This is a genomic window from Streptomyces sp. NPDC045701, from assembly GCF_056432045.1.
In genome coordinates this window covers 16,712-37,699 of sequence record NZ_JBWKJV010000040.1, presented here as the reverse complement: position 1 = coordinate 37,699, position 20,988 = coordinate 16,712, and the positions used below count along the sequence as shown (strand labels likewise).

The 20,988-nt window shown below is 74.1% G+C and carries 13 protein-coding genes, 2 tRNA genes, 1 pseudogene and 1 riboswitch; of the genes and pseudogenes, 7 read left to right on the top strand and 9 right to left on the bottom strand.

The window, feature by feature from the left end; all coding sequences use genetic code 11:
- Positions 1 to 311: 311 nt before the first annotated feature.
- A complete protein-coding gene (locus tag AC07DW_RS28075; RefSeq protein WP_478860464.1) occupies positions 312 to 851 on the bottom strand; it encodes a MarR family winged helix-turn-helix transcriptional regulator in 540 nt (179 codons plus the stop codon).
- A gap of 142 nt (positions 852 to 993) precedes the next feature.
- Between AC07DW_RS28075 and AC07DW_RS28070 the strand changes: the two genes are divergently transcribed.
- On the top strand, positions 994 to 2,259 hold the full coding sequence (locus tag AC07DW_RS28070) for an MFS transporter (RefSeq protein ID WP_478860467.1): 1,266 nt from the start codon (positions 994 to 996) through the stop codon (positions 2,257 to 2,259).
- On the opposite strand, the gene AC07DW_RS28065 is transcribed toward AC07DW_RS28070, so the two are convergent.
- Together AC07DW_RS28065 and AC07DW_RS28060 are read right to left on the bottom strand one after the other, a co-directional pair.
- Positions 2,256 to 3,908 (bottom strand): ATP-binding SpoIIE family protein phosphatase, encoded by a 1,653-nt coding sequence (locus AC07DW_RS28065; RefSeq protein WP_478860463.1) that lies wholly within the window; start codon positions 3,906 to 3,908, stop codon positions 2,256 to 2,258. The two genes, AC07DW_RS28070 and AC07DW_RS28065, sit on opposite strands and share 4 nt — an antisense overlap.
- A 164-nt stretch (positions 3,909 to 4,072) precedes the next feature.
- Positions 4,073 to 5,425, bottom strand: a complete 1,353-nt coding sequence (locus tag AC07DW_RS28060; RefSeq protein WP_478860466.1) for an NAD(P)/FAD-dependent oxidoreductase — start codon at positions 5,423 to 5,425, stop codon at positions 4,073 to 4,075.
- 400 nt (positions 5,426 to 5,825) lie between these two features.
- Here AC07DW_RS28060 and AC07DW_RS28055 point away from each other — a divergent pair, with 400 nt between their 5' ends.
- Both AC07DW_RS28055 and AC07DW_RS28050 read left to right on the top strand, forming a co-directional pair.
- Complete coding sequence (locus AC07DW_RS28055) at positions 5,826 to 6,638, top strand: TetR/AcrR family transcriptional regulator (protein WP_478860462.1); 813 nt, start codon at positions 5,826 to 5,828, stop codon at positions 6,636 to 6,638.
- A 148-nt stretch (positions 6,639 to 6,786) separates the two neighbouring features.
- Entirely contained in the window at positions 6,787 to 8,748 is a 1,962-nt protein-coding gene (locus AC07DW_RS28050) for a sigma-70 family RNA polymerase sigma factor (protein WP_478860465.1), read from the top strand.
- 76 nt (positions 8,749 to 8,824) lie between these two features.
- Here the strand turns inward: AC07DW_RS28050 and AC07DW_RS28045 are convergent, their stop codons facing one another.
- Positions 8,825 to 10,942, bottom strand: a complete 2,118-nt coding sequence (locus AC07DW_RS28045) for an asparagine synthase-related protein (RefSeq protein ID WP_478860461.1) — start codon at positions 10,940 to 10,942, stop codon at positions 8,825 to 8,827.
- Between the two features lie 673 nt (positions 10,943 to 11,615).
- Between AC07DW_RS28045 and AC07DW_RS28040 the strand changes: the two genes are divergently transcribed.
- The 4 genes from AC07DW_RS28040 (at position 11,616) to AC07DW_RS28025 (ending at position 16,652) form a co-directional block, all read left to right on the top strand.
- Positions 11,616 to 13,052 carry an MFS transporter gene (locus AC07DW_RS28040; protein ID WP_478860460.1) on the top strand — a complete coding sequence of 479 codons (1,437 nt, stop codon included), beginning with the start codon at positions 11,616 to 11,618 and terminating at the stop codon, positions 13,050 to 13,052.
- Between the two features lie 70 nt (positions 13,053 to 13,122).
- A complete protein-coding gene (gene lhgO / locus AC07DW_RS28035; protein ID WP_478860459.1) occupies positions 13,123 to 14,331 on the top strand; it encodes an L-2-hydroxyglutarate oxidase in 1,209 nt (402 codons plus the stop codon).
- Positions 14,332 to 14,382: 51 nt separating this feature from the next.
- Positions 14,383 to 15,147 (top strand): tRNA (guanosine(46)-N7)-methyltransferase TrmB, encoded by a 765-nt coding sequence (trmB, locus tag AC07DW_RS28030; protein ID WP_478860458.1) that lies wholly within the window; start codon positions 14,383 to 14,385, stop codon positions 15,145 to 15,147.
- Positions 15,148 to 15,326: 179 nt separating this feature from the next.
- On the top strand, positions 15,327 to 16,652 hold the full coding sequence (locus tag AC07DW_RS28025; protein ID WP_478860457.1) for a PrsW family intramembrane metalloprotease: 1,326 nt from the start codon (positions 15,327 to 15,329) through the stop codon (positions 16,650 to 16,652).
- 129 nt (positions 16,653 to 16,781) lie between these two features.
- Here the strand turns inward: AC07DW_RS28025 and AC07DW_RS28020 are convergent, their stop codons facing one another.
- The 5 genes and pseudogenes from AC07DW_RS28020 to AC07DW_RS28000 form a co-directional block, all read right to left on the bottom strand.
- On the bottom strand, positions 16,782 to 17,924 hold the full coding sequence (locus tag AC07DW_RS28020; RefSeq protein ID WP_478860456.1) for a M23 family metallopeptidase: 1,143 nt from the start codon (positions 17,922 to 17,924) through the stop codon (positions 16,782 to 16,784).
- Between the two features lie 11 nt (positions 17,925 to 17,935).
- Positions 17,936 to 18,070, bottom strand: a riboswitch (cyclic di-AMP (ydaO/yuaA leader).
- Between the two features lie 226 nt (positions 18,071 to 18,296).
- Entirely contained in the window at positions 18,297 to 19,466 is a 1,170-nt protein-coding gene (locus AC07DW_RS28015) for a PP2C family protein-serine/threonine phosphatase (RefSeq protein WP_478860455.1), read from the bottom strand.
- A 169-nt stretch (positions 19,467 to 19,635) separates the two neighbouring features.
- Positions 19,636 to 19,709, bottom strand: a tRNA-Met gene (locus tag AC07DW_RS28010).
- A 206-nt stretch (positions 19,710 to 19,915) separates the two neighbouring features.
- Positions 19,916 to 19,988 (bottom strand) — tRNA-Lys (locus AC07DW_RS28005).
- Between the two features lie 560 nt (positions 19,989 to 20,548).
- Positions 20,549 to 20,988, bottom strand: a pseudogene (locus AC07DW_RS28000) (DEAD/DEAH box helicase); the annotation flags it as partial.

Genomic DNA, 20,988 nt, shown 5'->3' with positions numbered 1-20,988 from the left:
TTTCCCTTTCCGGCGGTTCCGACTCTATCAGATCCTTTCGGGCCTGATTCCCAGTCAGCGGGAGTTGTCTTTCCGGCCCTTGGGCCGTTCCGACGTTTCAAACCCTAGCGGATTTCCCGGGCGGCTCATAATCGAGTCTTCGAAATGAATTTCGGCATGCCGAAATTCGTCCCGTTCGGGAGATCGTGCTGGGTTTGGTTGCCGCGCAGTGCGGCGGGATCGGTTGCCGCAGAACCGTTACGGCCCCGTGGCAACCCGAAGAACTTTACGGATCGACTTGGGGTGTGTCAACCCCCGCTCGGTCGGCTCGGTCAGTCCAAGTCCTTGAGCCGGCCGCCCGCGTCGGGCTGGGCGTGCTCCACACGGCGCAGGAGGCGGATCAGCATCTCGCCCAGGGCTCCGCGCTCCTCCGTGGACAGGTCCTGGAGCAGGTCCTCCTCGAAGGCGGTGGCCATGCGCATGGCCTCCAGCCACTTGGCGCGGCCCTCGTCGGTCAGTTCGACGATGACGCGTACCCGGTTGCTCTCGTCCCGGTCGCGGGTGACCAGGCCGTCGGCAGCCATGCGGTCGATGCGGTGGGTCATCGCCGCGGGCGTGAGCCCGAGGCGCTTGGCGAGCTCGCCCGGCCCCAGGCGGTACGGCGCGCCGGAGAGGACGAGGTGCTTGAGGACCTCCCACTCGGCATTGCTGATGCCGAGCTCGGCGACCTGGCGGCCGTACGCGACGTTCATGCGGCGGTTCAGCCGGCCCAGGGCCGACACCACCTTCTCGACCTGCGGATCGAGGTCGCGGAACTCGCGCTGATAGGCCGCGATCTGCTCGTCGAGGCTCGGTTCCCGGGTGTCGGACATGCGCGAAGTATCCCACGGCACTCGTTGGCGTTGAAGTCCTTCAGTGTGTACAGTTAAGCATCGAACTTTAGTGTTGAAGTCTTCAGGACTGAGTCCTACAGAGTCGAAGTGGGTGAGTGTGACCAAGGCGATGGGCGCTGCGATGCGCCGGATCCAGGCGGGGAACGTGCTGAGCGCGTTCGGGCTCGGGTTCACCGTTCCGTATCTCTACGTGTATGTCGCTCAGGTGCGGAACCTGGGCGCCGGTACGGCGGGGGCCGTGCTGGCGGTCTTCGCCATGGCCGCTCTGGTGGTCCTCCCCTTCACCGGGCGGGCCATCGACCGCCGGGGGCCGCTGCCCGTACTGGTGGGGGCCGCGCTGCTGGCCGCGGCCGGCGCGCTGGGCATGGGGCTGGCGGGGAGCGTCGCGACCGTCGTCGGGGCGGCGGCGCTGCTCGGTGCGGGTACCGCGGTGATGCAGCCCGCGCTCGCCACGATGATCGTCTGGTGTTCGTCCACGGCGACCCGGACCCGGGCGTTCGCCACGCAGTTCTTCCTGCAGAACCTCGGGCTCGGCGTCGGTGGCCTGATCGGCGGGCAGCTCGTGGACGAGAGCCGGCCGGGCAGCTTCCTGCTCCTCTTCTCGATAGAGGCCGCGATGTTCCTGGTGCTCGCCGGGCTCGCGGCCACCGTGACGATGCCGCGCTCGCCGTCCCTCGGTCAGGCGCCCAAGGGCGAGAAGCCCCGGGCGGGGCTCCGGGCGCTGCTCGGGCACCGGGCGATGGTGCAGCTGTGCGTGCTGGGCTTCGTGCTGTTCTTCGCCTGTTACGGGCAGTTCGAGTCGGGTCTCGCGGCGTACGGGACCGAGGCCGCCGGGATCGAGCCGTCGGCGCTCGGCATGGCGCTGGCCGCGAACACCGCGGTCATCGTCGCGGCGCAGTTCCTGGTGCTGCGGTTCGTGGAGCGGCGCCGGCGGACGCGGGTGATCGCGTGGGTCGGGCTCATCTGGGCCGTGGCGTGGCTGATCGCGGGGTACGCGGGGCTCGGGCACGGCAGCCAGGCGATGGCCACGGCCGCGTTCATCGCGACGTACGGGTTGTTCGGGCTGGGCGAGGCGATGCTGTCGCCGACCGTGGCCCCGCTGGTGGCGGACCTGGCGCCGGAGTCGATGGTCGGGCAGTACAACTCGGCGTTCGCCCTGGTCAAGCAGCTCGCGCTGGCGGTCGGTCCGGCGGTGGGCGGTCCCATGGGCGCCGCGCTGCACGGGCCGTACATCGTGACCTTCGTCCTCTTCTCCCTCGGCATCACGGTGCTGGCGCTGCGGCTGGGCGGGAAGCTCACTCCGGCGCAGGACCACCCCTACCTCGTGGCGACGTCGCGGGTGGTGGCGCGGCACCGGCCGGAGCGGGCCGTGGAGGCCGCCGCCTAGCCCGGCAGCGCGAACTCGCACCAGACCGCCTTGCCACCTCCGGGTGTGCGGCGGCTGCCCCAGGACGAGGCGATCGTGGCGATGATCGAGATGCCTCGACCCGCCTCGTCCTCCGTTTCGGCGCGGCGGCGGCGCGGCAGGTGGTCGTCGCCGTCCGTCACCTCGATGATCAGGCGCCGGTCGGTGCGGCGGAGTCTGAGGCGCATGGGCGGGCTGCCGTGCTGGAGGGAGTTCGCCACCAGTTCGCTGGTCGCCAGCACGCCAAGGTCGCGCAGCTCGACCGGGAAGCGCCAGCTGGAGAGGACGCCGGAGGCGAAGGCACGCGCGCGTGGAGCCGCCTCGACGCCGCCGAGCAGGTCGAGCGCGGCGTTGTGGAACAGCTCGGCGTCCGGTCCCGTACGGGAGGGGTGCTGGAGCACCAGGACGGCGACGTCGTCGTCGTGGTCGGCGGTGACGCCGAGGGCGCGCAGCAGCCGGCCGCAGACGACCTGGGGGCTGCCCGTGGCGCCGGCCAGGGCGCGCTCCAGGGCGGCGACGCCTTCGTCGATGTCCTCCCGGCGCCGCTCGACCAGGCCGTCGGTGTAGAGGACGGCGGTGGAGCCGGGCGGGAGGGCGATGGTGCCGGAGGTGTGGAGCCAGCCTCCGGTGCCGAGCGGGGGACCGGTCGGTTCCTCGGCGCGGCGCACGGTGCCGTCCTCGTCCCTGACGAGGATCGGCAGGTGGCCGGCGGAGGCGTAGACGAGGCGGCCCTCGTTGGGGTCGTGGACGGCGTAGACGCAGGTGGCGATCTGGCTGGCGTCGATCTCGGCGGCGAGTCCGTCCAGCAGCTGGAGCACCTCGTGGGGCGGCAGGTCGAGCCGCGCGTAGGCCCGCACGGCGGTGCGGAGTTGGCCCATGACGGCCGCCGCGCGCACCCCGCGGCCCATGACGTCGCCGATGACGAGCGCGGTGCGGCCGGCGCCGAGGGTGATCACGTCGTACCAGTCGCCGCCGACCGCGGCGTCCGTACCGCCCGGCTGGTAGGTGGCGGCCACACGGAGGTCGTCGGGCTGTTCCAACTTCTGCGGCAGCAGTGAGCGTTGCAGGGTGACGGCGGTCTCGCGGTGGCGGCGCTCGCTGGCTCTCAGCCGCTCGGCGGCCTCCGCGTGGTCGGTGACGTCGGCGGCGTGGACGAGGACGCCGGACTCGCCGGTGCCCCGCGTGTCGACGGGCAGGCAGGTCACCGTGTACGAGCCTCCCGCGTGCGTGCGGCGGGATTTGACCGTGCGGGGCTTTCCGCTGCGCAGCACCTGGTCCATGAGCGGCGGCAGGCCCAGCTCCGCGAGCTCGGGGCAGACGCCGGCGACGGTCGCGCCGGGCGGGCGTGGGCCGAAGGCGGCGGCGTAGGCGTCGTTGACGTACGCGACGCGGTGCTCGGGGCCATAGGTGAGGGCGACGAGGCCGGGCAGGCTGCCGAGGATCTCCCGTACGGAGAAGTCCTCAAGGGCGGGGACGTCGTCGGACACGGGCTCCAGCTGCCGGCCGGACTCACCTCGCGCCGCGGGTACGGAGTCCGCCCGCTGCGCCGGCGAGACCCCATGGTCGGTGCCGCGCGCGGCGGCGCGGCGCTGCGTACCGGGGAGCCGGGCGCTCCAACGCGTGAAGTTCACGGATCTGTATGCCTCATGGTGTCGGTGCCGTGCGTTGCCGTGCTGAGTCACTCTGTGCAGGTGTGAGCCCACCTATGGTCACACGTCCAGTGTGACCGACCGCACTGACAAGCGGCGTCTGTCGCTACTACGCCTCGTCAGGACCGTTCGGCAGGGACGTCTCTTCAGTCGGACTTCGCGCCGCCGTCCGCGGTTCCGCCCCTGGACGCCTCGTCCTGGGGCTCGGGCGGCGGCGGGCCGGCGGCGAGTGCGAACTCGGCGCGCGGGTGCTCCAGGGACCCGAGGGAGACGATCTCCCGTTTGAAGAGGCCGGCGAGCGTCCACTCGGCCAGGACGCGTGCCTTGCGGTTGAAGGTGGGGACGCGACTGAGATGGTAGGCGCGGTGCATGAACCAGGCGGGATAGCCCTTGAGTTTGCGCCCGTAGACATGGGCGACGCCCTTGTGCAGTCCGAGCGAGGCGACGGATCCGGCGTACTTGTGGGCGTAGTCCTTGAGCGGCCGGCCCTGGAGCGAGGCGACGAGGTTGTCCGCCAGGACCTTGGTCTGGCGCACGGCGTGCTGGGCGTTGGGCGCGCATTCCCGGCCCGGTTCGTCCGCGGTGACGTCGGGGACGGCCGCGGCGTCACCGGCGGCCCAGGCGTGGTCGACGCCTTCGACGGAGAGACGGGCGGTGCATTTGATGCGGCCGCGTTCGTTGAGGGGGAGGTCGGTGGCGGCGAGGACGGGCGCGGGCTTCACGCCGGCGGTCCACACGACCGTCCGGGTGGGGAGGCGGGTGCCGTCGCTGAGGACGGCGACCCGGTCCTCGCACGACTCCAGGCGGGTTTCGAGGCGTACGTCGATGTTCCGGGCCCGCAGCTCGCGCACGGTGTACTTGCCCATGTCCTCGCCGACCTCGGGGAGGATGCGGCCGGTGGCCTCGACCAGGACCCACTTCAGGTCCTGCGGCTTGATGTTGTGGTAGTACCGCGCGGTGTAGCGGGCCATGTCCTCGAGCTCGCCGAGCGCCTCCACGCCAGCGTATCCACCGCCGACGAAGACGAAGGTGAGGGCGGCGTCGCGGATGGCGGGGTCGCGGGTGGAGGAGGCGATGTCCATCTGCTCGATGACGTGGTTGCGCAGCCCGATGGCCTCCTCCACGGTCTTGAAGCCGATGCCGTACTCGGCCAGGCCGGGCACGGGGAGGGTGCGGGAGATCGAGCCGGGCGCGATGACCAGTTCGTCGTAGGTGAGCTGGACCGGACCCGTGCCCTCCTCGTCGGTGGCGAGGGTGGTGACGGTCGCGGTGCGCTTGGCGTGGTCGACGGCCTTGGCCTCGCCGATGACGATGCGGCACTTGTCGAGGACCCGGCGCAGCGGGACGACGACGTGGCGGGGTGAGATGTTGCCGGCGGCGGCCTCGGGGAGGAACGGCTGGTACGTCATGTACGGGTCGGGTGTGACCACGGTGATCTCGGCCGCGCCGCTTCTCAGCTCGGCCTTGAGCCGCCGTTGGAGGTGCAGGGCGGTGTACATCCCGACGTAGCCACCGCCGACAACGAGAATGCGCACAGGTTCGGTCACCCTCCCATGACGCAACGCGCTTCGGCGTTTGTCCACAGGCCCGGCGAATTGTGTGACAGGAGGCCGGGTGGGGTCCGGGGTGGCGCGGCGACCCAGGGCGGGGGAAGGAGTCCAGGTCAGGGCGGAGAAGTAGGGTGGCGCGAGGGGGCAGAATCGGGAGCGTTCCGGTCCTTGCTCCGATCGGGGGGCGCACCGGTCGGAACTGCCCCTTCTGAATTGACCTCGACTCAACTATGTTCGTATGTCGTCGGGGAGTCGGTTCGACGCGCATGACCTGAGCGTGTGGTCCGCCCCCGGTTGTCAGGGTGGGGGAGTCTCCGGGGGGAGACACATCATTTCCGGGGGAACAAATATGCATATTCAGGATTCGCGCTGGTCGACCGCTGTCGCCTCGGCGTCCGCTTCGTCCGCTTCGTCGGAGGGGTTCGGCGGTGCGGTGAACGGCCGGATCGGCTCCGGCGGGCCTGCCGGACGTACGGCGCCGCTGCGGGTCGACGCGCAGCGGAACCTCGAGCACGTGCTGCGCGCGGCTCGGGAGGTGTTCGGCGAGCTCGGGTACGGGGCGCCGATGGAGGACGTGGCGCGCAGGGCGCGGGTCGGGGTCGGCACGGTGTACCGGCGGTTCCCGAGCAAGGACGTCCTGGTGCGCCGAATAGCCGAGGAGGAGACGTCCCGGCTCACCGAGCAGGCGCGTACGGCGCTGGGGCAGGAGGAGGAGCCGTGGTCGGCGCTCTCCCGGTTCCTGCGGACGTCCGTGGCGTCGGGCGCCGGGCGTCTGCTGCCGCCGCACGTGCTGCGCGTGGGCGTGGACGAGCCGGCCGCGGTACCGGCCGGGCCGGTGGCCGGCGGGCCCGCCGACGAGGCGACGCGGGTGCCGCAGCAGCGGGGTGTACCGGCCGTGCCGGAGCTGCGGGTGGTCGCGCCGCGCGCGGTGCCGGCGGCGGAACTCGACGACGCGGGCGCGTCGGAGCTGCTGGAGGTCGTCGGCCGGCTGGTCGACCGGGCCCGGGAGGCCGGTGAGCTGCGCGGCGACGTGACCGTGGCGGACGTGCTGCTGGTCATCGCCACGGCGGCGCCCTCGCTGCCGGACGCCGCCCAGCAGAGTGCCGCGTCGGCCCGGCTGCTGGACATCCTGCTGGAGGGGCTCCGCTCCCGCCCGGCATAGGGGTCACCCGAACGGGGCACGTCCGGCTCCGGCGTTCGGGTCATCTCCCCGGATGAGTGGTTGACGGGCGCTTGCCCCCGGTGGGCGCCCTCCTCCGTGGCACTCTTGCCCGATGTCCGGGTCTGAGCAGGGGTACGGGGCTTCCGCGATGAGCGGTGAGGGTCGCGACGAGCCGTTCGGCGGCGGGGCCGCGGGGGCCGGAGGGCCGCCTCCCGCGCCGCTCCCCTCCCCGGCCGCCGCCCCCTCGCCGAAGGTGCCCAACCGGGGCGGGCCCGGCGGTTCGCCGGCAGCGGCCGGCGGGGGCGCCGGGGCCACCGTGCCCGCACAGCGCGAGGGTGGCGCCACCGGGTCCGTACTGCCACCGCCCGTCGACCTGCCGCCGTCGGACGCCGAGCTGGTCCGGCGGCTCCGGGACGGCGACGACACGGCGTACGAGGAGCTGTTCCGCCGGCACGCGGAGGCGGTGCGGCGTTACGCCCGGACGTGCTGCCGGGACGCGCACACCGCGGACGACCTGACGGCGGAGGTGTTCGTCCGTACGCTCCAGGCGGTACGCGGCGGCGCGGGGCCCCGACACGCCGTGCGGGCGTACCTGCTGACGACCGTGCGGCGGGTGGCCGCCCACTGGACCACGACGGCCAGGCGCGAGCACCTGGTGGAGGACTTCGCGGTGTTCGCCGCGCAGGCGGCGCGGCCCGCCGGGGTGTCGGACGCCGATGCCGTGGAGCCGGCCGCCGATGTGCGGGCGATGCACGAGGCCGAGCGGTCGCTCGCCGTGCGGGCCTTCCGTTCGCTGCCCGAGCGGTGGCAGGCGGTGCTGTGGCACACCACCGTCGAGGAGGAGTCGCCCAGCGAGGTCGCGCCGCTGTTCGGGCTGACCGCGAACGCCACGGCGGTGCTCGCGAGCCGGGCCCGGGAGGGGCTGAAGCAGGCGTACCTCCAGGCACACGTGAGCCGGTCGCTCACCGCGGGCGGGGACTGCGCGCGTTACGCGGACCGGTTGGGCGCCCATGCCCGGGGAGGTCTGCGGACGCGGGCCGAACGGGGCCTGCGCAAGCACCTGGAGGAGTGCGCCCGGTGCCGGCTGGCGGTGGGCGAGCTGGAGCAGGTCAACGCGGGGATCCCCGCGCTGCTGCCGGTCGCCGTCGTCGGGTGGTTCGCGGCCGGGTACTCGATCGAGGCGGCCGGGCTGGCCGCCGGTGGTGCGGCGGGGGCCGCGGGCGCCGGGGCCGGGGCGGCGGCCGCGGCGGGCGGATCGGGGGCGGCCGGCGGTGCCGCCGCCGAGGGGCTCGGCGCGCCGGCGAAGGCGGGCGTCGCCGTGACGGTGGCCGTCACCGCCGTCGCCGGGCTGGTGTGGGCGCTGTCCGGCGGCCCGCGCCCCGCACCCGGCCCGGAAGCCCGGCCGCCCGCCGTCGAGCCCGTCGTACCGCGGCAGCCGGTGGCCGCGCCGAGCCGGACCACCCCACCACCGGCCCCCGGGCCGGGGCGTCTGCCGCGGGCGGCCCCGACCGGCCGGCAGCAGGCGCGGCCGGCGCCGCCCGCGACACCCGCGCCCCCGGCCGCGCGGCCCGCGCCGACGACCGCGCCGGCCCCTCGGCCGCCGGCCGCCCCGCCGCCCGTGCCGGCGCCCGTCCCGCCGCCACCGGCGCCGGCGCCCGCTCCGGCCCCGCCCGTCGTCTACCAGGTCAACCGGCTCGACTACGGCCTCTACGGCGACCACACCGGCCCGGAGGTACGGCTCGGGGCGTCCGGCTGGATGTGGCAGCGCCCTGGCATGTCCGTCGGCGGCGAGCGGTACGGGCACGGCGTCACCGTGCACGCCCGGTCGTCGCTCACCATCGACCTGAACCGCCGCTGCACGGCCTACGAGGCGTTCGCCGGCGTGGACGACATGGCGCGGGGGCTGGGCGCGGTCCGCTTCTCCGTGTACGGGGACGGCACCCGGCTGTGGCGCTCACCGGTGCTGCGCGGCGGCGATCCGGCGGTGCCGCTGCGCGTCGGGATCTCCGGCCGCCGCACCATCCGCCTGGTCGTCGAGCCGGACCCGGCGGCCCCCCTGGGCGCCGTGGCGCCCGCCGACTGGGCGGAGTCCCGGATCAGCTGCGCCTGACGCCCACCCACCGGGCCCCACCGCCCGCCGTGTCCGGCCGGTCCGGCGCCGAGGGCCGCCCGGCGCCCCGGCCCGGTCACGCCTGGAGCGTGGGGCGGGCGGGGCGCGTGGGCACCCCGGCGGCCACGGCGCGCTGGCGCGGGGCCGACGTGCCGGTCCAGCAGGTGCCCCGGCGGGCCAGGAGGCGGCGCAGCCACAGCTCCGTGGAGACCAGGTCGGCCAGCCCGTCCAGGGCTACCGGGTCCCCCTCGGTGGCGGCGCGCAGGGCCCTGCGGACGACCCGGGCCTCGATCAGGCCCGCGTCGGCGAGGAGCGGCGCGTCGAAGAGGGCCATCAGCTGCGGCAGGGCGGCGCGCAGCCCCGCGCGGTTGGCGGCGGCCGTCGAGGCGTGCGAGGTGGTGCCCCAGCCGGGCGGCAGGTCGTGGATGCCCGCCCCGGCGAGGACGGCGCGCAGGATCGCGGCGCGGGCGCCGGGCCGGACGCGCAGCGATTCGGGGAGGTCGCGGCAGGCCCGTACGACCTGGTTGTCGAGGAAGGGGGAGTGGAGCCGCTGACTGCGGACCTCGGCGGCCTGCTCCAGGACGCGGTGGTCGGCCGCGTACCGGGCGAGGGCCGCGCGGGCGCGGGCCTCACCGGGGCGCTGGACCGACGTCGGCCTGGTCGCGGCCTGGTGGAGACGAACCGATACTTCTGCGAGGGCCTCGCCGGTCAGCCAGCGCGCGGCGGGGCCGGGCCGGGCCCAGGCCAGGGCGGCGAGGGACGCGGAGAGCGGGCCGTTCACGGCGGGCGCCGACCGGTTGGCCTCCAGCAGCAGGTCGGCGGCCGATTCCAGACCGGCGCGGTAGGGCGTACGGGCCAGTCTGCGGGCGGCCCGGTAGACGGTGAGCGGCACGAGCAGGGACCCGGCCGACGGCCCGGTGGCCTTGGCGAGGGCGGTGACCGGCCGCAGCAGGTGGCGGCGCCTGCGGTCCATCAGCAGGTCGGCCAGGCGCGCGGGGTGGGCGTCGAGCACCTGCCGTGCGCCGTGCCCGGTGAAGTGGTCGGCGCTGCCCGCCGCGAGGCGCCGCCGGTGCCGTTCGGCGGTCACCAGCGAGGGCCCCGGCTCGTCGGTGAGCGGGCCCTCCAGCTCGGCGTACGGCAGGGCCTCCTCGGACGCGGCCACCACGACGTGGTGCAGGCGCGGGTTCTCGGCGATGGCGCGGGCGCGGGCCCGTTCCGTTTCGGCGTCCCGCCCGCCGGTGGCCAGGTCGTTGAACGTCACGGCGAGCAGCCGTTCGCCGGCCTCCGTGCCGTGGCCCAGGATGGTGCCCGGTACACCGGGCAGGCCGGCCGCGAGCAGGGCGAGCGTCCCGGACGCGCTGCCGCCGGACAGGTCGGCGCCGATGCCGGGCGTGGGGGCCCCGCGGGCGGCGCGCCGTTCGGCGGGGCCCATGCCGGGGACGGGCCCGGGGTCGGGCGGCAGCGTCTCGGGGGCGTGCCGGGGGGCGGTGAGCCGCGCGCGCACCGCCTCCACGAGCGCGTCGCGCACGCCGTCCACCGCCCGGTCCGGGTCGATCTGGGGTGCCGCGACGGCGAGCGAAGCGACCTGTTCGTACCCGGTGATCTCGCGGGAGCCCTCGCGCAGCACGAGCGCGTGGCCGGGCGGTACGCGCTTCACGCCGACGTACGGTGTCGAGTCGCGCAGCGCCTCCGGGGTCTCGGGGCAGGCGAGGAGCGCGGCGAGGTGGCCGATGTCGAGCTGGGCCTCGATGAGGTCGGCGAGGGGCAGGGCGGCGGTGGCGTACGCCGTGCCGCGCGCCCACGGGGTGTGGAAGACGGGCCGGGCGCCGGCCAGGTCGCCGGTGACGATGATGCGGCGGCCGACCTTGGCGACGGCGGTGTAACTGCCCGGCCAGGCGGTGAGGTGGCGCATGGCACCGCCGCGGGCCGCGAACAGCCCCACCCGCAGCTGCTCGTCGTCGGCCGCGCAGCAGCCCAGCACCGCGAGGCGGGTGTCGGCGTCCACGGCGACGACGCGGACCTCGTCGGGGCGCCAGTCGCCGACCGCCCACAGCGGATCGGGGTCGCCCCACAGGAGTTGGGCGCCGACGGGGTGCAGGGTGCCGTTGTCGTCATCGGTCCCGACCGCCCCGGCGGTGGCGAAGCCCGTACCGAAACTCGCGGCGATACTGCTCCACCCCACCAGCCACCGCATCGCCGCCTCCACAGCCTGTGGACAACTCAGCACTCTTGATGGAGACATGCTGCCACGACAACGGCGTGCGGGAGGGGCGACGGACCGTGCCCCGTGAAATGGGAACACGCCGCTGGCATTGGCCAGTTGGCGACGGTCCGGAAACGGTTCGGCCCACCGAACGATGGGCGCTATTCGGCCAATCTCCGTGACTGATCGAACCGCACAAGTGCTGACATACATATCCACAAGCTCGGTCCGGGAGGCGCTGTCCGCCCCCCGGACCGGTCCGCCACCCGCGGGGATTGAGGCGGCGGTGTCCCCCAGCCCACCGCTTTCCAGTGCAGCGGGCCGACCCACGCAGCACCCATGGAAGCGCTCCCCCACCGGACGAGCCAGAGCGCACGGACAGGCGCACGGCCACACACCGGGAGCACGACGCGGACGCGGCGCACCGGCGGGAGGCGTGCGCCGCCCGCGCGCGAGGCGCCGGAGGGCCGCACGCCTCCACCGCGCAGCGCCCGCGCACCCGCCGGGCGCCGGCCGGCCGCGCGACCACCCGTTCGCACAACAATCCCGCCATACGGAACACCGCCCCTTAACGGTGGGGATGCGGCGAACTACGCTGGGTTTACGAATGCCGCGCGCCTATGCCTGGCGTCGCGGCGGCCGTCTGTGGGTCGAGGGGTGGCGCATGTCCAGGGAGCAACGCGGGCCGAACGAGAAGCTCGGCACCGTTCTCGCCCTCGCGGGAATCAGCAACGCCGGTCTGGCCCGGCGGGTCAACGACCTCGGAGCGCAGCGCGGTCTGACCCTTCGGTACGACAAGACGTCGGTCGCCAGGTGGGTGTCGAAGGGCATGGTGCCGCAGGGCGCCGCACCGCACCTCATCGCGGCCGCGATCGGGCAGAAGCTGGGCCGCCCGGTCCCGCTGCACGAGATCGGCCTCGCCGACGCCGACCCGGCGCCCGAGGTGGGGCTGGCCTTCCCGCGCGACATCGGCGAGGCGGTCAGGTCGGCGACCGAGCTGTACCGGCTCGATCTGGCCGGGCGGCGGGCCGGTGGTGGCGGGATCTGGCAGTCGCTGGCCGGATCGTTCGCGGTCAGCGCGTATGCGACGCCCGCCTCCCGGTGGCTGATAACTCCTGCGGACTCCTCGGTCGAGCGTTCGGTGGCGGCGGTACCGGACGGTGGCGCGGACGAGGGCGGCGCCGTGCGGGTCGGCCACAGCGACGTGGCGAAGCTGCGGGAGGCGGCGGAGGACGCGCGGCGCTGGGACTCCAAGTACGGCGGCGGGGACTGGCGCTCGTCGATGGTGCCCGAGTGCCTGCGGGTGGACGCGGCCCCGCTGTTGCTGGGCGCGTACTCGGACGAGGTCGGCCGGGCGCTGTTCGGCGCGACCGCCGAGCTGACCCGACTGGCCGGCTGGATGGCCTTCGACACCGGTCAGCAGGAGGCGGCCCAGCGCTACTACATCCAGGCGCTGCGGCTCGCGCGGGCGGCCGCCGACGTGCCGCTCGGCGGGTACGTGCTGGCGTCGATGTCGCTCCAGGCCACCTACCGGGGCTTCGCCGACGAGGGCGTCGACCTGGCGCAGGCGGCGCTGGAGCGCAACCGGGGCCTGGCCACCGCGCGGACCATGTCCTTCTTCCGGCTGGTGGAGGCGCGGGCGCACGCCAAGGCGGGGGACGCGGCGGCGGCCGGGGCGGCGCTGCGGGCCGCGGAGGGCTGGCTGGAACGGTCCCGGGAGGGCGACCCGGACCCGACCTGGCTGGGCTTCTACTCGTACGACCGCTTCTGCGCGGACGCCGCCGAGTGCTACCGCGACCTCAAGGCGCCGCGCCAGGTGCGGCGGTTCACGGAACAGGCCCTGTCGCGGCCGACGGAGGAGTACGTCCGCTCGCACGGTTTACGGCTGGTCGTGAGCGCCGTGGCCGAACTGGAGTCGGGCAACCTGGACGCCGCCTGCGCGGCCGGCACGCGCGCGGTGGAGGTGGCCGGGCGGATCTCGTCGGCGCGTACGACCGAGTACGTGCGGGACCTCCTGCACCGGCTGGAGCCGTACGGCGACGAGCCCAGGGTGGCGGAGCTGCGGGAGCGGGCCCGTCCGCTCCTGATGGCTCCGGCGTGAGCCGTGTCCCACCTGGTTTAAGGCCATTGTCAGTGGGCCAGTGCACTATCTGGGGTGGGAGGTGGCACAGGTGTCCGCGTACGGCGACGGCAAATACGACTGCGACGTGCTCGTGATCGGCGGCGGGATCGTCGGACTGTCGACGGCGTACGCGATCACGCGCGCCGCCCCGGGGACACGGGTGGTGGTGCTGGAGAAGGAGCGGGGCCCGGCACTGCACCAGACGGGGCGCAACAGCGGGGTGATCCACAGCGGGATCTACTACCGGCCCGGTTCGCTCAAGGCGCGGTACGCGGTGCGGGGTGCCGCGGAGATGGTGAAGTTCTGCGCGGAGTACGGCCTGCCCCACGAGATCACCGGCAAACTGATCGTCGCGACCGAGCGGACCGAGCTGCCCCGGTTGCACGCCCTGGTCCAGCGCGGCCGGGAGAACGGCATCCCGGTGCGGGAGCTGGGCCCGGCCCAGATCAGCGAGTACGAGCCCCGGGTGCGGGGCGTGGCCGCGATCCACGTCGGCACGACCGGGGTGTGCGACTACGGGGCGGTGGCGGCGCAGCTGGCGGACGCGTCCCGGTCGGACATCCGGTACGGCTCGGAGGTCGTCGCCGTGGACCGGCGCTCGTGGGGCGTCGCCGTGCGGACGGCTGACGGGACGATCGTCCGGGGCGGGGTCCTGGTGAACTGCGCGGGGCTGCACTGCGACCGGGTGGCGCGGCTCGCGGGCGACGACCCGGGCATGCGGGTCGTTCCGTTCCGGGGCGAGTACTACGAGCTGGCCCGGCCCGAGCTGGTGCGGGGCCTGGTGTACCCGGTGCCGGACCCGGCCTTCCCGTTCCTGGGCGTGCACCTGACCCGCGGTATCGACGGGGGCGTCCACGTGGGGCCGAACGCGGTCCCCGCGCTGGGCCGCGAGGGATACGGCTGGTCGGTCGTCCGGCCGCGCGAGCTGGCCGAGACGCTGGCGTGGCCCGGGTCCTGGCGGATCGCCCGCCGCCACTGGCGGTACGGGGCGGGGGAGCTGCACCGGTCGGTGTCGAAGCGGGCGTTCACCGAGGCGGTACGGCGGCTGCTGCCGTCGGTCGGCCCCGAGGACCTGCACCGCGCCCCGGCGGGCGTCCGCGCCCAGGCGGTGCTGCGGGACGGCACCCTGGTCGACGACTTCCTGATCCGCGAGGCCCGGCGGACGGTCCATGTGCTGAACGCCCCGTCCCCGGCGGCGACCGCGTCCCTACCCATCGGCCGGGAGGTCGCCCGGCGGGCCCTGGCGCACCTGGGGTGATCCCGCGCCCGGAGCGGCGCGCCGCGCGGGGCGCCGTAGAATCGGGGCATTGTGTCTGAGTCCCGTGAAACCGCCGTCCCCCGCCGGCCCAAGGGCGAGCCCCGCTTCCCCGAAGGTCCCGCGCCCGACCCCGCCGGGTCGCACTTCGAGCGGCGGATCCGCAGCTTCCAGCCCCGTCGCAGCCGCGTCACACCCGGGCAGGGCGATGCCCTGCGACGGCTGTGGGGCGTGTGGGGGCTGGACATCGACGGGCAGCGCACGCTCGACCTGGGCGAGCTGTTCGGCGGGCTCCCGGTCGTCCTGGAGATCGGGTTCGGCATGGGCGAGGCCACCGCGCAGATGGCCGCCGACGACCCGTCGACCGGCATCCTCGCGGTCGACGTGCACACGCCCGGCCAGGGCAACCTGCTCTCCCTCGCCGAGAAGGCCGGCCTGACCAACGTACGCGTGGCGAACGGCGACGCGATCATCCTGCTGCGGGAGATGCTGGAGCCCGGCGCCCTCGACGGCGTACGCGTGTACTTCCCCGACCCCTGGCCCAAGAAGCGGCACCACAAGCGCCGGCTGGTCCAGCCGGAGTTCCTGGACCTGGTGGCCGCGCGGATGAAGCCCGGCGCCGTACTGCACTGCGCCACCGACTGGGAGCCGTACGCCGAGCAGATGCTGGACGTGCTGACCGCGCACCCCGGCTTCCGGAACACCCGGCCCGAGGGCGGCTACGCGCCGCGCCCCGCGTTCCGGCCGCTCACCCGCTTCGAGGGGCAGGGCCTCGACAAGGGGCATGTCGTGCACGACCTGCTGTTCGCACGGGTGTGACGGCGCGCCGCGCCGCGCGTCACACCGCCCCTTCGTAACACCGGCTCGCAGTACCCGCCGCGCCTCACCCCGCCCGCTGTCACGCCCGCCGCGTCCCGGCGTCGTACCGCGCGTGCGACGGCCGTGGGGTGCGGCAATCCCGTCGCCGTCCGTCGGTGCCGGTCGTTAGGGTCGATCGCGTGTCCCATTCGTCTGCGCAAGCCCCGTCGCCGTACCCGGCCGTCCCGGCGTACGAACCACAGCCGTCGTTCGCCGCCGTGCCGGAGCGCGCCCACTGGCACTACCGGCCCCGCCGCGCCTTCTGGCGCAGCAAGGTGGTGCGGGCCTCCGCGGTCGCCGTCGTGCTCGCGCTGTGCGGGCTGGTGATCCTCGCGCTGGTACGGGAACAGACCGGCACGGAGGGCTTCCTGGTCGGGCTCGGGCTCGCCCTGCTGCCCGTCCCGCTGCTCATGGCCGCGTTCCGCTGGCTGGACCGGGTGGAGCCCGGCCCGTGGCGGAACCTGCTGTTCTCGTTCGCCTGGGGGGCGTGCGCGGCCGCACTGGTCGCGATCGTCGCCAACACCTTCGCGACCCGCTGGATAGCCACCGCCACCGCCGACCCCGCGTCCGCCGACACCCTCGGCGCGACCGTCATCGCGCCGGTCGTGGAGGAGAGCGCCAAGGCCGCCGCCCTCCTGCTCGTCTTCGTCTTCCGCGGACGGAACTTCACCGGGATCGTCGACGGCGTGGTCATCGCCGGGTTCACCGCGACCGGCTTCGCCTTCACCGAGAACATCCTCTACCTCGGCAACGCCTTCGGCGAGGACCAGCAGTTCGGCACCTCGGGTTTCGCGTCGGTGACCGCGGCGACCTTCTTCGTGCGGATCGTGATGTCGCCGTTCGCGCACCCGCTGTTCACCGTGCTCACCGGCGTCGGCTTCGGCCTCGCCGCGATGACCGCGCGCCGCAGGAGGATCCGCCGGATCGCGCTGCCGGCACTGGGGCTGGCCCTGGCGATGGGCACGCACGCGCTGTGGAACGGCTCGGCGGCGTACGGGCCGTGGGGGTTCTACGCCGTGTACGGGGCGTTCATGGTGCCGGCGTTCGCACTGCTGACCTGGCTGGCGATCTGGTCGCGGCAGCGGGAGCTGCGCACGATATCCGGCGAGCTGCCCGCGTACGCCGCGGCCGGCTGGCTCACGCCCGCGGAGCCACTCGCCCTCTCCTCGATGCGGGCGCGCGGTCTGGCCCGCGGGTACGCGGCGCGCTGCTTCGGCCCGGCGGCGGCCCGCACGGTCGGCGAGTACGAGACGTTCGCGACCTCGCTGGCGTTCCTGCGCCACCGGGCCCGGCGGGGCGCGGTGGGCCCCGACTTCGTGGCGCGCGAGCAGGAGTTGCTGCACCACCTGTGGCAGCGCAAGGCGGTGGCCGGGCCGGCGCTGACGTACGCCGCGCGGGTCACCGGCCGGGTGTGGACGCCACCCCCGCACCTCGACTACGGCGGCTACAACCCGTACCGGTACTGAGATCCGCGTGCCGCCACGAGACCAGCAGCCCTGGCGTCGGGGGGTGTCGCCGGGGCCGCCGGGGTCCGGGCCCGGGTCTTCAGGGGGCAGGGCCCTCAAGGGGCCGGGCTCGGTCGCCGGGAGCGTCTCTCAGACGGTGAGGCCCTTGCCGCGCAGCCAGGCCAGCGGGTCGATGCCCTCGCCGCCCGGGGTGTGCACCTCCAGGTGCAGGTGCGGCCCGGTGACGTTGCCGGTGGCGCCGACCCGGCCGATGGTCTCGCCGGTGGCGACCTGCTGGCCGGCGCCGACGGTCATCGACGACAGGTGGCAGTACCAGACCTCCGTACCGTCCTGGAGCTCCAGGACGATGCGGTAGCCGTACGAGCCGGACCACCCGGCCGACTTGACGGTGCCGCCGTGGACGGCCTTGGCGGGCGTGCCCGTGGGCGCGGCCAGGTCGAGGCCCGTGTGGTAGCCGGAGGACCACATGTTGCCGGCCTGGCCGAAGGTGGAGGTGATGGTGTACGAGGAGGTCGGCAGGGACCAGCTCCCGGCCAGTTCGGCCGGCCGCTTCTCCTCCGCGGCCTTCGCCTCGGCCTCGGCCGCCGCCTTCGCCTCGGCTTCCGCCTTCGCGGCGGCCTTCGCCTCGGCCGCGGCCTGCTTCTCGGCGGCCTGCTTCTCGGCGGCGGTCTGCTGGGCCTTCGCCTCGGCTGCGGCCTGCTCGGCCGCCGCGGCCTCCGCGGCCGCCTTCGCCTCGGCGTCGGCCGACGCCTGCTGCTGCTCGGCCTGCTGGAGGATGCGGGCGCGCAGGGCCTCGCCCGCGTCGGCGCCACTGGTCTGCTGCCCGGTGGTCTCGGCGGCGGGGGTGCCGGTGAGGGACGCGGCGGTGACCGGGCCGCTGTCCGCCTCGCCGGAGTCCGGGGAGTCCGTGGGGTCCGCGTCGGAGTCGCCGGATATCAGGGAGCCGATGCCGGGCAGGGACGCGACGTCCGGGAGGTTGTCCGTGAGGGCGTCGGGCAGGGAGATGGAGACCGCCGGCTTGTCCTGCGCGGTGGCCATGCCGCCCGCGCCGACCGCGGCGATGACGCCGACGCCGAGGACCGTGGAGCTACGGGCGAGTCCGCCGCGCTGCTTGGCCACGCGGTGGCGGCCCCGGACGGGTCGGACGGTCTCCTCTGTGGGGTTCCATTCCTCCCACTGCCCGTTTACCTCCCCGGCGTCCGGGATACCCGAAGAGTCGAACGAACCGATGGAGCCGTACGGAGCTTCGGGGGCAGGCCTGTTGGACGCCACGGAGGCGCACTCCTTTCCTTCCTTCTCGCCTACCGGGTTAGCTGACGGGTTCGGAGCAGGAAGGTCTCCTACGGGCCCACTTCGGCCCGATTCACCCCAAGGTGGTGGTTCCCCGGTTCCCTCGCGGAATTCGGCGCACGCGCGCGGTGCCGTCTCCGACGACGGCTGGGACGACCGCGCTGCGTTATCGAACGTTAATAGACGCGGGCTCCGGATTCCAAGCCGTTCCTACTGATCATTAACCGGACGGGCCATGGATCAACCAGTCCACACCTGGACGTACCCGGACTAGTTGATGAATCATCAGAAACATCCACCGACCTCGACAGTCCTGACGGTGTGTCAAAAGTTATGCACAGCGGCATCCACCGCTCACACACCGTGTTCGTCCCGGGGTACGACCGGAATCGTCCGCCGCCGCTCCGGCTGCCCCTCCGCCGGCCGGCTCACCGCCAGCAGCGCCAGGTCGTCGGTCGCTCCGCCCCCCGTGTGCCGCCGTACATCGCTCACCAGGGCGTCCAGCACCGCTTCTGGGCCGGGGAACAGCCGCCCCGCCAGCCGCGCGACCGGATCGTAGAAGACCCCCTCCGCGCCCCGCGCCTCCGACAGCCCGTCCGTGTAGAGGAGCAGCGTCGCACCCGCCGGATACGGCACCTCGTACGCCCGGTCCGGCCACGCCCCCAGCTCGGCCATGCCCAACGGCAGCGCGGGCTCCGGCTGTTCCAGCAGCTCGACGCGCCCGTCCCCGTACAGCATCAGCGGCTCCGGATGCCCCCGGTCCACCACCCGCACCACCGCCTCCCCGCGCGGGACCTCCGCCAGCACCGCCGTGGTGAACCCCTCGAAGGCGTCCAGCCCGTCCCGCCGCGTCCCCTCCCGGGCCAGCGCCCGCTCCAGCCGCTGCGCCACGCCCTCCAGCGAGCTCTCCTGCTCGGCCGCCTCCCGGAACGCCCCGATGACCACCGCCACCGTCGCGACCGCGCCCATCCCCTTCCCGCGTACGTCCCCGACCACCAGCCGCACGCCGTACGGGGTGTCCTGCACCGCGAAGAGGTCGCCCCCGATGAACGCGTCCGCCTGCGCGGCCTCGTAGCGGGCCGCCACCTGTAGGCCCCCGATCCGCTCGGCGGGCGTCGGCAGCACCGCCCGTTGCGCGGTCTCGGCGATCACCCGGGCCGACGCGAGCCGCTCACCGCTGCGCCGCACCACCCGGTTGATCAGCAGCGCCAGGCCCGCGACCACCCCCACGGTGAGGATCTCCGTGACGGACTGCGTCTCGTCCAGGGTGCCGTTGCCCCAGTGCAGGGCCAGCATCGCCAGCACCGCGACGAGACCGGACAGCAGCGTCGTGCGGGCGGCGAACAGCGGCGCCGCGACGAGCGGGGCGGCGGCGAACAGCGGCACGGCGGTGAAGCGCGGAGGAGTCAGCAGGTCGTACGCCACACCCCCCGCGATCAGCAGCCAGGGCAGCGACCGGACGAACCCCCGGGCCCGCGGGGCTCCCTCACGCTCGCCGTCGCCGTCCCGTGTTCGTCGCCCCACCGCTGGCCTCCTGCCGGTCCACCCACGGCTGCGGACGGTACCGCGCCCCACCCCGGCCGCCCGGAGCCGCGCCGGGCGGTGGTCCTTCGTCCGCCGACCGGGTGACACACCACCCCGGCCCGGGCACGACGAAGGCCCGGTGCGCAATGCACCGGGCCTTCGTCTTCAGTAGCGGGGACAGGATTTGAACCTGCGACCTCTGGGTTATGAGCCCAGCGAGCTACCGAGCTGCTCCACCCCGCGTCGGTGAACACCACCTTACGCCATCCGGCGCACTATCCCTAACCAATATCCCTGGTAGCCGCCCCGAGGGGACAAAACGTCCCGCCGGCGCCCCCACCGGGGCGACGCCCGCCGCTCCCGCGCCGGACACACGTGCGCCCCGGCCGGAAAGAACCGGACGGGGCGGGACCACGCTGATCAGAGCCTTGTCGAGGCTGCCGAACCGGTAGGCCGTGTGGGACTCGAACCCACAACCAACGGATTAAAAGTCCGCTGCTCTGCCAATTGAGCTAACGGCCCTCGACGAGTCACCCCTGAGCATAGCCCTACGGCGCCCGCCGTCCGATCGGGTATCGGGTGAACGGGCGCCGTCGCGCCGCCGCAGCGGGGTGAGCCGTCAGAACAGGCCGCGGTAGTGCCGCCGGCCGGTGACCATCGTCACCGTCGCTCGAACGACCCCCTGCCGTCACCCCTGTTGCGCAGGAGCTTGCCGTCGGCGACACGGGTGAGCGGGTCGGGAAGACCGTCGCCGGTGATGTCACCGAGGCCGAGGATGTCGGTGCGGCCCGCGCCCCAGTCGCGGAAGACCTGCGCCCGGGGCTTCAGCGTGCCGGTGCCGGTGCCCCCGTAGTGCCGCAGCCGGGCGGCACCCCTTCCAGCCGGTACCGATCACGACGCCCGGGTCGAACCCCGCACGGGCGTCGGAGCGGGTGTACGGGCCGCTGGCCGCCGGGCGCCCGTCCGGCGTACGCCGCTCGTCGGTGTACGACCGTGGAGCCGGACGCCCGCGGCAAGTGGGCCGGAACAGGACAGGGCCCGTATCCCTCCACGGGATACGGGCCCTGTCCTGGCGTTATGCGTCAGCCGTTGCGCTTCCAGCGCGGCTTGTCGTCGCGGCGCCCGAAGGAGGAGCCGGAGTTCGAGCCACCGCGGTGGTCGTCACGGCGGCCGTAGGGGCGCTCGTGGCCGCCGGTGCGGAAGCCACCGCCCGCGGGGCGGTCGTCACGGCGGTCACGGTTGAACGGACGGTCGCTGCCGCGGTGGCCGCCGGTGGGGCGGTCGTCGCGACGCTCGTCGCGACGGAAGCCACCGGAGGACGGACGGTCGTTGTCCCGACGGAAACCACCGGAGGACGGACGGTCGTTGTCCCGACGGAAACCACCGGAGGACGGACGGTCATTGTCCCGACGGAAACCACCCGAGGACGGACGGTCATTGTCCCGACGGAAACCACCCGAGGACGGACGGTCATTGTCCCGACGGAAACCACCCGAGGACGGACGGTCATTGTCCCGACGGA